We start from the raw sequence: 11,554 nt of genomic DNA on the forward strand, positions 1-11,554 counted from the left end.
TATGAACCATTTGCCTCTTATAATTAAGCGTGAATATCTAACCAAAGTTAGAAATAAATCATTCATAATCATGACTTTTTTAAGTCCGATTATATTTATTGCGCTTATAGCGGTTGTTGCTTATTTATCTCAATTAAACAGTGATAAAAAAAGAGTAATCACAGTACTTGACGAATCTGGTTTAGTACAAGATGTTTTTAAGAATTCAGAAAATACGAGCTATAATATTCTCGAGTATATGTCGCTTGACGATGCCAAAACGTTGGTTAAGGAAACGCAAGGTTCAGGTTTATTACATATTGATAAATTTGATAATTCTAATTTAAAGTCTAATAATATTACCTTTTATTCAAAAGAGTCGCCTTCATTAGGCTTTATAACAAATGTTGAGGGTAGGTTAGAAAGGAGACTAACTAATCTTAATTTAGAAAGTAAAGGTGTGGATTTGGCTATAATTAATGATACCAAAGTTCGGGTGACTATTGCTCAAGAAAGTTTTGAAGGCGAGAAAACGTCAAAGGTAGACAGTATTATTAAACTCATCTTTGGAGGTGCGGCAGGTTATCTATTATTCATGTTTATTATTATTTATGGAAACATGATAATGAGAAGTGTCATTGAAGAGAAAACTAGTCGGATTATTGAGGTTATCATTTCTTCAGTAAAACCAATTCAATTGATGTTAGGTAAGATTATAGGAACATCCTTAGCGGGAATAACTCAATTTGTTATATGGATTATATTGGGAGGTTTTTTAATGACTATCGTTTCTCTTATTTTCGGTATTAATATGGCGCAAATGCAAACGCCGCAACAAGATATTATTTTACAAACTATGGAGAACCCTGAATTAAACCTTCAGGCTCAAAATATACTCGCATCTTTTTATAATTTACCATTAGCCAATTTAATCGTGGCGTTTATAATGTTTTTTATTGGAGGTTATTTGTTGTATAGTTCTTTATATGCCGCTATTGGTGCAGCTGTAGATAATGAGACGGATACCCAGCAATTTATCTTTCCTCTAATTATGCCTCTTATTTTGGCAGTTTACATCGGTTTTTTTACGGTTATTGAAGATCCACATGGTACGGTTTCAACCGTGTTTTCTTTTATTCCATTAACCTCTCCTGTGGTGATGCTTATGCGCATTCCCTTTGGTGTACCTTTATGGCAGCAAATACTGTCATTATTAATTTTAATTGCTACTTTTATGGGGACTGTTTGGTTTGCTGCAAAAATATATCGCGTAGGGATATTAATGTATGGCAAAAAACCGAGCTATAAGGAGTTGATTAAATGGATTAAGTATTAATATGCAAAGGCAAAAAACAGCTGAAAAAATTGAAGACGGTGTAGAAAAAGTAGGTGATGCCATTACCGAAAGTACGTTTTGGGAAAAATTTGTCAATTTTCTAGAATATAAAATTATTGATTTTAATTACGGTACTGGGGAAGACGCGCACGATATCGTTCTTAAAGTCAAGTATGTTGTACTGGTTGCTATTGTGCTTATAGCTACAACTTATGTTTTGCGATGGGTAAAACGGTTGGTAACCAGAAGAATGCCTGGTGATGATAAAGCGAAATTTAACACCGTGTTTTCTTTTGCTCGATGGGTTATTTATCTTATCGTTTTACTTGTTGTTTTAGATTCTGCAGGAATTAATATAACAGCAATTTTTGCGGCTTCTGCTGCTTTATTAATAGGCATTGGTTTGGCACTCCAAACCTTATTTCAAGATATTATTTCTGGTATTTTCATTCTTGTGGACCAGTCTGTTCAAGTAGGAGATATTATTGAAATAGATGGTAAGGTCGGCCGCGTGGTAGAAATAAAACTAAGAACTACTAGAGCAGTAACTATTGAAAATCGTGTTTTAGTGATTCCTAATCATTTCTACTTGACAAATATGCTGTTTAATTGGACGCAGAATGGTACTACCACCAGAGAGTCTGTTAATGTTGGAGTGGCCTATGGAAGTGATGTTCAATTGGTAAGGACATTACTTTTACAATCAGCAAGTACACACCCTAGCATTTTATCATCACCTGAACCTGTTGTACTCTTTACAGATTTTGGAGATAGTGCTCTTAACTTTAAGCTTACTTTTACAATAAATGATAGTTTTGCATCACAATTTCCTAAGAGTGATTTACGTTTTGAAATAGATAAATTATTTAGAGAAAACAATATAAGTATTCCATTTCCTCAAAGAGATATACATATCATTCAAAAGCAAGAATAGAGAATTAATATTAGGCTTTATGGCAAATCAAAAAATCAGGTTGATACTATTGGTATGTCTGTTTTTTTGTTTTAAAAATTCAATAGCACAGGTTACAGATTTGGCAAGGTTGGAGTACTCTTTTATTCCTAAAAGTAAGTCTGAAGACCGGTATACAAGGTTTAGAGCCATTCTCAACTATCCTATTAAAATAAAAGAAGATGATTATTTAATTGTTGGTGCTGAGTATAATAGTATTGTACTTAACTTGGAAGATGATTATCCTTTTGATACGTCGATGTTAGACAGGATTCATGTTATAGATTTAAATATGGGATATACTTTTAAAATGAATGGGCCATGGCGTGCTGGAATTCAATTTAACCCCAGAATTGCTTCAACCTTGACACAAAGTTTAACCTCGGAGGATTTTTTTATAAATGGAGGCGTTTTTTTTATTAAAAACAGAAAAAAAGATAGGAGTTTAGATCATCCTTATAGGTTAGTTTTAGGGCTTACCTATAATGCTACAACAGGTATACCTTTTCCATTACCATTTATAAGCTATAACAGAGAAATAAATAAATTTTGGAGTTATAATGCTGGTATCCCTAAGTCAAATATAAAATATATCTTTAGCGAACGCAGTAACATGCAGGCTTTTGTTGGACTTGATGGATATATGGTTCATGTGCAAAACTCGCCTAATTTGCAGAATCAAAATATAGAATACATTTCATTATCTGTCGTGGTTGGTGGATTTGGGTACGAATATTGCTTTACTAAGCATTTAGTAGCTTATATATATACAGGGTATACGTTTAGGCTTAATAACGTTTTAAGAAATAAAAGTAGAGATGAAGTTTTTAAATTAAACGATGTAAATGCGTTTTACTTAAGAACAGGACTTAAATTTAAAATATAATATGTCAAAAATTTTAGTAATTGAAGATGAAGCAGCTATTAGACGCGTGCTTGTAAAAATTCTGTCAGAAGAAAATGATGCCTATAAAGTTGATGAAGCTGAAGATGGTTTAATAGGAATTGAAAAGATAAAAAATGATGATTTCGATTTAGTCTTATGTGATATTAAAATGCCAAAAATGGATGGTGTTGAAGTACTGGAAGCTGTGAAAAAGATTAAGCCAGAAACACCTATAGTAATGATTTCTGGTCATGGTGATTTGGATACAGCGGTGAATACGATGCGTTTAGGAGCTTTTGATTATATATCTAAACCACCAGATTTGAATCGTTTATTAAATACGGTTCGTAATGCCTTAGACCGAAAAGAACTTGTTGTTGAAAACAAAATTCTTAAGAAAAAGGTAAGCAAGAAATACGAAATGATAGGAGAAAGCGATGCCGTTTCTCAAATTAAAGATATTATTGATAAAGTAGCGCCTACTGATGCTCGTGTATTAATTACAGGTCCTAATGGAACAGGTAAGGAGCTTGTCGCCCATTGGCTTCATGAAAAGAGTTCAAGAGCCAAAGGGAATTTAATAGAAGTAAATTGTGCGGCTATTCCATCTGAATTAATAGAAAGTGAGTTATTCGGACATGTAAAAGGAGCTTTTACAAGTGCAAATAAGGACAGAGCAGGAAAATTTGAGGCAGCTAATGGAGGAACTATTTTTCTAGATGAGATTGGCGATATGAGTTTGTCTGCTCAAGCTAAAGTACTAAGAGCCTTACAAGAAAATAAAATTCAGCGTGTAGGGAGCGATAAGGATATAAAAGTGAATGTTCGTGTTATAGCAGCAACAAATAAAAATTTGAAAAAGGAAATAGCTGATGGTAACTTCCGAGAAGATTTATATCATAGACTTGCCGTTATTTTAGTGAAAGTACCAGCTTTAAATGATAGACGAGATGATATTCCTTTGCTTGTAAATCATTTTTCAAAAAAAATTGCTGATGAACAAGGTATCGCAAAAAAAGGTTTTACAGATAAAGCTATAGGGTTACTTCAGGAGTATGATTGGACAGGAAATATACGAGAGCTTCGCAACGTCGTGGAGCGCCTTATTATATTGGGTGGGAATGAAGTTAGTGAGCAAGACGTTAAACTGTTTGCCAGTAAGTAGAAATATGGAAATCTAAATTAAAAAGACCAAATCAATTGATTTGGTCTTTTTAAATATATTGGAAAGTGTTTTTTTGTTTAAATAGATTGTTTTGATATGGTTTTATTGAAATTTTGAAGTCTAAGCTGAACATCGCTATTAATTACTCCGTCCTCTATATAAGTGTGTACATCTCCTAAATACTGCATACCTAAATAATTGGCAGATTCTTCAAACGGCATAGAAAAACCAGATTTTAAATCATCATGATTGCTCGCGCTTATCATGGCCATATTTTTACCTCGTAGTCTTCTGCCTGTATCTTTATGAGTTCTTAATAAATCAGAAATTCTATCAAAGAAAACTTTTAATATGCCACTCATAGTATACCAATATACTGGTGTGGCAAAAACTATGGTATCATAGTTGTCAATGATGTAAGTCATTAAAGGAATAAAGTCATCATCTTTATTCCTATATTCATAGTCATAGTGACCAATGTTTTTCGTATTCAAGTCAATAATGTCATAGCCACTTATAGAAGTCAAATATTTAACCACTTCCGCAGTATCTCCGTCACTTCTTGAACTTGCTTGTATAATCACTGTTCTATTCATTATCCACTATTTTTATTCAAAGTAACTATATTTAAAGAGATAATAAGTCCGTTTTAAATAGAAACAATTAATAATTAGTTTGATGAAATCAATGGCATTTTTATATATTTAATCCAGTCAAAAAATTAGCTATGAATACATATAAAGTAAGTGAATTCATTTCACTTAAAAACTCAGAGACAAAAGTTGTTATTGATGATGCCGAAAAAGAGCTCAAGCATGTTAGAAAAAAATTAGGGAAGCTCCAAGACACCCTTTATGCCCACGGTAAATATGCTGTATTAATTTGCTTGCAAGGGATGGATACGGCTGGTAAAGATAGCTTGATTCGAGAAGTTTTTAAAGACTTTAATGTAAGAGGTGTTGAGGTACATAGTTTTAAGGTGCCAACAGATCTGGAATTAAAGCACGATTATTTATGGAGGCATTATATCGCGCTACCAGCTCGAGGTAAATTTGGTGTATTTAACAGAACGCATTACGAAAATGTGTTAGTGACTAGAGTACATCCAGGATACATTATGGGCGAAAATATTCCAGGTATAAGAAATGTTGAGGATATTGATGATGCCTTTTGGAATAAACGCTTTGATCAGATAAATGCTTTTGAAAAACATATTGTAGAAAACGGTACGCTTATTTTTAAGTTCTTTTTAAATCTATCAAAAGAAGAACAAAAAAGTAGACTTTTACGTCGCTTAAATAAGCAAGAAAAAAATTGGAAGTTCTCACCCGGCGATTTAAAGGAACGCAAATTGTGGGATATCTATCAAAACTATTATGAAGATGCCATTAACAGAACCTCAAAACCACATGCACCGTGGTATGCAATCCCTGCCGACGATAAACCAAGTGCACGTTATATCGTAGCAAAAATCATATACGATGCTTTAAGTGCATACAGCGATATCAAGGAGCCTGAACTAGATAGCGATATTAAATTGCATATAGAAGCATATAAAGAACAGTTGGATAACGAGTAGGTTTTGAGTGTTTTAAAATTCTTTCACAAGCTACTCTTTTTCAGAAACTCCGATAATTACTCAATCGCTAGCGCACTTGCCTTTTGTAATTAACACAAATTTATGTTTGGGCATAGGGCTAAGGTTTTATAGAAATACTATTTTTAACGGCAAAAGTAAACTATGAAATTGTTCAAGTCAATTCTTCTATTTTTATCTGTTATTACAACTTTAAGCACTAATTCTCAGACTGATGAAGATGTATTAAAAACCATATATACGCAATCATTAACTAACGGAAAAAGTTACGAATGGTTAAACCATTTGTCCAATCAAATTGGTAGTAGGTTGTCTGGCTCTTTAGGAGCTGAGAAGGCAGTTACTTATGCCAAATCAGAATTAGAAAAATTGGGTTTAGATAAAGTTTGGTTGCAACCGGTTATGGTACCAAGATGGGTAAGAGGAACCAAGGAATATGCATTTATTGAATCTGAATTAGGAAAAACTAATACCGTTAATATTTGCGCACTTGGAGGTTCAGTAGCGACACCAGCTTTGGGGATTAAAGCTAATGTAGTTGAGGTAAAAAGCTTTGAAGCATTAGAAACCTTAGGTAAAGAAAATATAAAGGGCAAAATTGTGTTTTATAATAGGCCGATGCAGGCAGGTTTAATACGAACCCATGATGCTTATAATGCTTGTGTTGACCAATATTATAAAGGTGCTTTGGAAGCAGCTAAATATGGTGCTATAGCTGTGATTTTGCGTTCTATGAATTTTAGATTAGACGATTTGCCTCATACTGGAAGTATGAGTTATGGTGATTTGCCAATTAATAAGCGTATTCCTTCTGCGGCAATTAGTACTAATGACGCAGAGTTATTAAGTACCATGTTAAAACTTAATAAAGATGTCAAGTTCTTTTTTAAACAAAGTTGTAAGCAATTGAAAGATGTGCAGTCTTACAATGTTATTGGAGAAATTAAGGGAAGCCAATTTCCAAATGAATATATAATCGTTGGAGGACATTTAGATTCGTGGGATCTGGGTGATGGTTCTCATGATGATGGAGCTGGAGTAGTCCAGTCTATGGATGTATTAAGATTGTTAAAGGAATCTGGCATTAAACCAAAACGAAGTATTCGGGTAGTGCTCTTTATGAATAAGGAAAATGGATTGCGCGGTGCTGAAAAATATGCCAAAGAAGCAAAAAAAAGAGGTGAAAACCATGTATTTGCATTAGAAAGTGATGCAGGAGGCTTTACTCCAAGAGGTTTTAGTTTTACTTGTAATGATAAAAATTTTAATCAGGTTTTGGGATGGAAAGATTTGTTCGAGCCTTATTTAATTCATTATTTTGAAAAGGGGAGCAGTGGGGCAAATATTAATCTATTAAAAACCGAAAATAACATTTTGGCGGGTTTAAGACCTGATAGTCAGCGTTATTTTGATTATCATCATGCTAGCAACGATACCTTTGATGCCGTAAATAAAAGAGAATTGGAGTTAGGAACAGCCACCATGACGGCTTTGGTATATTTGTTTGATAAATATGGTGTTCATGCTAAATAATTTAAATTATGAAGAAAATCATTTTAGTTTTTATATTATCAATAAGCACAATTGTTATGGGACAAGACAAAGCGAAACTACCGTATTATGAAATTCCTAATTATCCTAATACGTATACTGCGGGTACTGTGGCGGCTAGAATGGTTGATGGGTTAGGGTTTAGATATTATTGGGCCACAGAAGGTTTAACGACCAAAGATTTAGCTCATAAAGCGAGTGAATCTGGAAGGACAAGTGAAGAAACGATTGATCATCTTTATGGTTTATCTCAATTTTTAAGAAATAGTGTTTTGGAGGATAATAAAGATGAAAATAAAGAAGAATTAAATTTCGAAAATAAACGGGAACGAACCTTATTGAATTTTATAATAGTTGCGGATGCGTTACGAAACACCGATAAACCATTGCAATTGGCTGACACTGAAATTCCATTTTGGAATATCATAAACGGTCCAATTTCTGATGCCCTATGGCACTGTGGTCAAGTTGTTATGCTTAGAAGAGCTTCTGGTAATCCATTTAATTCTAAAGTGTCGGTTTTTCAAGGGAAATTGAGGGAATAATTAATTTAAACCTACTTTGCCTTTTACAGATTCAAACATTTTTTTCGAATCGTATCCAACCCCTTCTTTAAAAACAATTTCCATGTTTCTAATGTTTTTAATATCGGTTTGAAGGTCACCATCAATAAGAATAAGGTCTGCTAACTTTCCTTTTTCTATAGTACCTATTGTGTTTTGTTGCTCTAGGTAAGTTGCTCCGTTTAAAGTGCAGATTTTAATAACATCCTTAAGAGGAAACCCTGCTTCTGCTAAAATTTCTATAGTTCGCTGGTTGGCATAACCAGCCACAGTTCTTCCCGCTCCTGTTGGATCTGTACCAGCAACAAGTTTTCCGCCTTTATCGTAAAATCGTTTTAACCAAACCAAATTTTTATTGAATCTAACTAAGTGGAGAGAATCTTTATTAGTTAATTTATCATAAATATTTTTGACATCCTCGAGTACCTGTGGCGCAACAGCATCTTCACCACCACCAGGAATTAATTCGCGATTGGTCCATGGTTCAAATACATTAGGCGTTGTGGTAATGGCGGTACCGTTTTTAATTAGTAAATCAATAAGGTTGTTTATTTTGGGGCTGTCAACAGGTTCATCAGTTAAGGATTTTCTCATTTCAAATGGATCACAAACATCAACACTTTTATCTTCATTAAAATCTGATGACGCCATAAATCCATGTTCTAAATTATCTATCCCGATGTTAGAGGCTTCTTCATACGTAATAGAACATAAGTGGCCAGTAACTTTTAAACCTCGTTTGTGAGCTTCTTTCACGCATAAAGCCATGTCTTCTTTTGTAATTCTGTTATACAGTTTGAAAGATGTTACACCTCGATCTGCCCAAAAATTTACTATTTCACCAACTTCTTCTGTGTTTTCAATAAAACCTAATTCAGCAATTGGCGCACCTTCTCTTTCTATAAACGGGCTAGTTACGTCCATTTTTGGCCCCGTCATTTTACCTTCAATAATCCATTTTTTTACATTCAAATCAGATTGTGGTTGAATGCTTCCAGCGGTCCTCATAGTCGTTACACCTCCTGCTAAATATAACCTTGGAAAGGTAAAACTCATTTGCCCCACACTAAACCAATCTTCAAAAAACTTTGTATAAAATAAGTGCTCATGGAGCATAACCAACCCTGGGATAATGGTTTTGTTTGTCCCATCAATGGTTAGAGCTATTTCCGGAATTTCTATAGATTTAGAATCACCTATATTACCAATATTTTTGTTCTTTATTATAATAGTTTGATTTTTTTTTATGTCATTTCCAGATCCATCAATAATAGTAACATTTGTAATGGCCACAATTGTGGTGTCTACAGAAATAAAAGATTTAACCTGCTCTGTAAATTCCTGACATGTTACTTGAGATGTAATGAAAATACTAGCTATTAATACTAAAAATGTTTTCATAATTTTTGATTGTTTTTAGAGATAACTTAACCACCATTTATCTTTATTTGTTGCTTTATAAATCATATACTTTCTGCAAGGAATATATAATAGCGCAATAAGACCAATCCATACCAAGTAAACAACAAATAATGAATAGCCGTAGTTTATTAGTTTCGCATTTTCGAATACTTCTGGAGTTAAAATCATGTCTTTCCAATTTCCACCAAAGATTAAAATTCCGATAATGGCTAGGGTATGAATGATCAAAATATGCAGAAAATAATAGAATAATGGAACCCGACCAAACACCAATAAAAAGTCTGTGACTTTATTTTTAACACTTTCAATCGCAAATAAAAATAATAATGCTGGCCCTAGAGTCACGATTGTATATGCTAGCGAAGGTGGATATTTTGTCACCTTAAAAAATGATAAAATAGTCTTAGTAGTGGTGTTTTGCGATGACCATGGAACCAAATCGCCATAAACATTAATTCCTCTTAGAATAAAGAAAAGAATAAGCCCTCCAAAACCAAAAATCAATAACCATTTTTGTCTTTGAACCATATTAAAATCACTTTTGTAAAAAGCCCCTAAACAATAACCAAGAATCATAATACCTATCCAAGGTAGAATAGGGTAGTAAAAGCCAACGTTGGTAAAGCCATCTCCAATAGGCACAACGTGAGGTTGATGCAGGATATACCAAACAACTGAGGTAAAATCCGTTCCTTGCATAACAATACTATCCAATGCATTATGTGCAAAAACAATCAAAAAACCAATAATAATAAGTGCTTTTTTTGGTAAGAAAACTAAAAAAGATAAAACAAGCATACTCATTCCTATAGCCCAAATTACTTGTAGCCATATTTGGCTATAACCCCAATCAAACTGCCAAAGAAAATTGTTAAGAATTATTTCTAGAAGAACAAGCCAAATACCGCGAGTAAATAGAAATTTAAAAAGTTCTAATTTCGTTTTTTTATTCCCGTATAAAAAGGCTGACGTTCCTGCTAAAAAAACAAAAACGGGCGCACAATAGTGGGTTATAAACCTTGTGAAAAATATAAAAGGTGTGGTCGTTTCTAAATCAGTGGGATTAGTAAAAAATGATCCGTAATGAAAATAATCTCTAACGTGGTCTAAAGCCATAAGTACCATGACCAATCCTCTTAAGATGTCAATGGATTCTATTCGGGGTGATTTAATTTTTATCATTCAGAAAAGTGATTTACTCATTCATGGCATCATGAATTCCTTTGGTATCTGCAAATTGCTGAAACGCCACTATTTTACCATCTTTTAAAGTCCATAAATGAGCCATTTGTAGGTTTATTTCAGCACCGTTTTTTTTATACTTAGCGTTATAACGTCCAGTAGCTAAAACCATATTATCATTCACTGAATGTAATTTGACATCAGCCAGATTCCAATATTCCCAATCTTCCATAATACGCCCAAATACTCCTGATGCAATAGCATCAAATCCAATATATGGATTACCATCAGCTAGGGGGAAATTTTCGGCTTCATTCCATACAATATTGGCATCCATAGCAGCACTAATACCAGGAATGTTTCCTGTTTTAAAATCGTCATACAAACCTTGAATAACGTTAGAATTATCTGAAATAGCAAAAGGGTTAATTCCTAATTGATTCATGAAAGTAAGATTATCCATAAAATCTTGTTCTTGAGCAATCTTACCATTTTGCATTTTAACCAAGGTAACTCCATCGATGTCCACTGATTTTCCAGTGGCAGGAATTCCGAAGAAATCACCTGTATGCCTTCCTTTAAAATTCCAGTGTTTCATTATTTTATTGTCTTGGCCAAATAGGTCTACTATAGTAAAATCAATTTCTGAAAATCCCGTTAAGAAGTGTTGATAATGGGTTTTGACATTTTCTAAGCCAACTATGCTTTCTGGACTTATTATTAGTGTGATATCTTTGGAGAAATAAAGATCACTAATTAGTGCAATTTCTCCTTTGTTAATAATGTTATCCCATAACTTGGAATACATTTTCATATCTTTTTTAATATTGTTTTTTTGAGCGAATGAGCTAGTCAAACTAAAAATTGCAATGAATAGAAATAAAGTGTTTTTGAATTTCATTTTAGTCGGTTTTATAAAGT

General features: G+C 33.3%; 11 protein-coding genes. 7 read left to right on the forward strand and 4 right to left on the reverse strand.

Going from position 1 to position 11,554, the window contains the following annotated elements; all coding sequences use genetic code 11:
- Position 1 precedes the first annotated feature (1 nt).
- The 4 genes from Q0857_RS14260 to Q0857_RS14275 are packed head-to-tail and all read left to right on the forward strand — an operon-like array spanning position 2 to position 4,318.
- On the forward strand, positions 2 to 1,315 hold the full coding sequence (locus Q0857_RS14260; protein WP_298536479.1) for an ABC transporter permease: 1,314 nt from the start codon (positions 2 to 4) through the stop codon (positions 1,313 to 1,315).
- Between the two features lies 1 nt (position 1,316).
- Entirely contained in the window at positions 1,317 to 2,249 is a 933-nt protein-coding gene (locus Q0857_RS14265; protein ID WP_298536481.1) for a mechanosensitive ion channel domain-containing protein, read from the forward strand.
- Between the two features lie 19 nt (positions 2,250 to 2,268).
- Positions 2,269 to 3,153, forward strand: coding sequence for a DUF6268 family outer membrane beta-barrel protein (locus Q0857_RS14270; protein WP_298536483.1), 885 nt, complete (start codon positions 2,269 to 2,271; stop codon positions 3,151 to 3,153).
- A gap of 1 nt (position 3,154) precedes the next feature.
- On the forward strand, positions 3,155 to 4,318 hold the full coding sequence (locus Q0857_RS14275; protein ID WP_298536485.1) for a sigma-54 dependent transcriptional regulator: 1,164 nt from the start codon (positions 3,155 to 3,157) through the stop codon (positions 4,316 to 4,318).
- Positions 4,319 to 4,395: 77 nt separating this feature from the next.
- On the opposite strand, the gene Q0857_RS14280 is transcribed toward Q0857_RS14275, so the two are convergent.
- Entirely contained in the window at positions 4,396 to 4,914 is a 519-nt protein-coding gene (locus tag Q0857_RS14280; RefSeq protein WP_298536492.1) for a flavodoxin family protein, read from the reverse strand.
- Between the two features lie 131 nt (positions 4,915 to 5,045).
- On the opposite strand from Q0857_RS14280, the gene Q0857_RS14285 reads away from it, so the two are divergent.
- The 3 genes from Q0857_RS14285 (at position 5,046) to Q0857_RS14295 (ending at position 8,011) form a co-directional block, all read left to right on the forward strand.
- Positions 5,046 to 5,897 (forward strand): PPK2 family polyphosphate kinase, encoded by an 852-nt coding sequence (locus tag Q0857_RS14285; protein WP_298536495.1) that lies wholly within the window; start codon positions 5,046 to 5,048, stop codon positions 5,895 to 5,897.
- Positions 5,898 to 6,059: 162 nt separating this feature from the next.
- The gene (locus tag Q0857_RS14290; protein ID WP_298536498.1) at positions 6,060 to 7,448 is read left to right on the forward strand and encodes a M28 family peptidase; all 1,389 of its coding nucleotides are present in this window, start codon (positions 6,060 to 6,062) and stop codon (positions 7,446 to 7,448) included.
- 8 nt (positions 7,449 to 7,456) lie between these two features.
- Positions 7,457 to 8,011, forward strand: a complete 555-nt coding sequence (locus Q0857_RS14295) for a hypothetical protein (protein WP_298536500.1) — start codon at positions 7,457 to 7,459, stop codon at positions 8,009 to 8,011.
- On the opposite strand, the gene Q0857_RS14300 is transcribed toward Q0857_RS14295, so the two are convergent.
- The 3 genes from Q0857_RS14300 to Q0857_RS14310 are packed head-to-tail and all read right to left on the reverse strand — an operon-like array spanning position 8,012 to position 11,534.
- Positions 8,012 to 9,430 carry an amidohydrolase family protein gene (locus tag Q0857_RS14300; protein ID WP_298536502.1) on the reverse strand — a complete coding sequence of 473 codons (1,419 nt, stop codon included), beginning with the start codon at positions 9,428 to 9,430 and terminating at the stop codon, positions 8,012 to 8,014.
- A gap of 15 nt (positions 9,431 to 9,445) precedes the next feature.
- On the reverse strand, positions 9,446 to 10,633 hold the full coding sequence (locus tag Q0857_RS14305) for a DUF1624 domain-containing protein (protein ID WP_298536504.1): 1,188 nt from the start codon (positions 10,631 to 10,633) through the stop codon (positions 9,446 to 9,448).
- A 13-nt stretch (positions 10,634 to 10,646) separates the two neighbouring features.
- A complete protein-coding gene (locus Q0857_RS14310) occupies positions 10,647 to 11,534 on the reverse strand; it encodes a nuclear transport factor 2 family protein (protein ID WP_298536506.1) in 888 nt (295 codons plus the stop codon).
- Positions 11,535 to 11,554 lie beyond the last annotated feature (20 nt).

Source organism: uncultured Algibacter sp., assembly GCF_947495925.1.
GTDB lineage: Bacteria > Bacteroidota > Bacteroidia > Flavobacteriales > Flavobacteriaceae > Algibacter_E.

What these genes read in the sequence shown, in the direction of transcription:
- Q0857_RS14260 (WP_298536479.1), top strand. Translation starts at nt 2, where the DNA reads ATGAACCATTTGCCTCTTATAATTAAGCGTGAATATCTAACCAAAGTT.
- Q0857_RS14265 (WP_298536481.1), top strand. Translation starts at nt 1,317, where the DNA reads ATGCAAAGGCAAAAAACAGCTGAAAAAATTGAAGACGGTGTAGAAAAA.
- Q0857_RS14270 (WP_298536483.1), top strand. Translation starts at nt 2,269, where the DNA reads ATGGCAAATCAAAAAATCAGGTTGATACTATTGGTATGTCTGTTTTTT.
- Q0857_RS14275 (WP_298536485.1), top strand. Translation starts at nt 3,155, where the DNA reads ATGTCAAAAATTTTAGTAATTGAAGATGAAGCAGCTATTAGACGCGTG.
- Q0857_RS14280 (WP_298536492.1), bottom strand. Translation starts at nt 4,914, where the DNA reads ATGAATAGAACAGTGATTATACAAGCAAGTTCAAGAAGTGACGGAGAT.
- Q0857_RS14285 (WP_298536495.1), top strand. Translation starts at nt 5,046, where the DNA reads ATGAATACATATAAAGTAAGTGAATTCATTTCACTTAAAAACTCAGAG.
- Q0857_RS14290 (WP_298536498.1), top strand. Translation starts at nt 6,060, where the DNA reads ATGAAATTGTTCAAGTCAATTCTTCTATTTTTATCTGTTATTACAACT.
- Q0857_RS14295 (WP_298536500.1), top strand. Translation starts at nt 7,457, where the DNA reads ATGAAGAAAATCATTTTAGTTTTTATATTATCAATAAGCACAATTGTT.
- Q0857_RS14300 (WP_298536502.1), bottom strand. Translation starts at nt 9,430, where the DNA reads ATGAAAACATTTTTAGTATTAATAGCTAGTATTTTCATTACATCTCAA.
- Q0857_RS14305 (WP_298536504.1), bottom strand. Translation starts at nt 10,633, where the DNA reads ATGATAAAAATTAAATCACCCCGAATAGAATCCATTGACATCTTAAGA.
- Q0857_RS14310 (WP_298536506.1), bottom strand. Translation starts at nt 11,534, where the DNA reads ATGAAATTCAAAAACACTTTATTTCTATTCATTGCAATTTTTAGTTTG.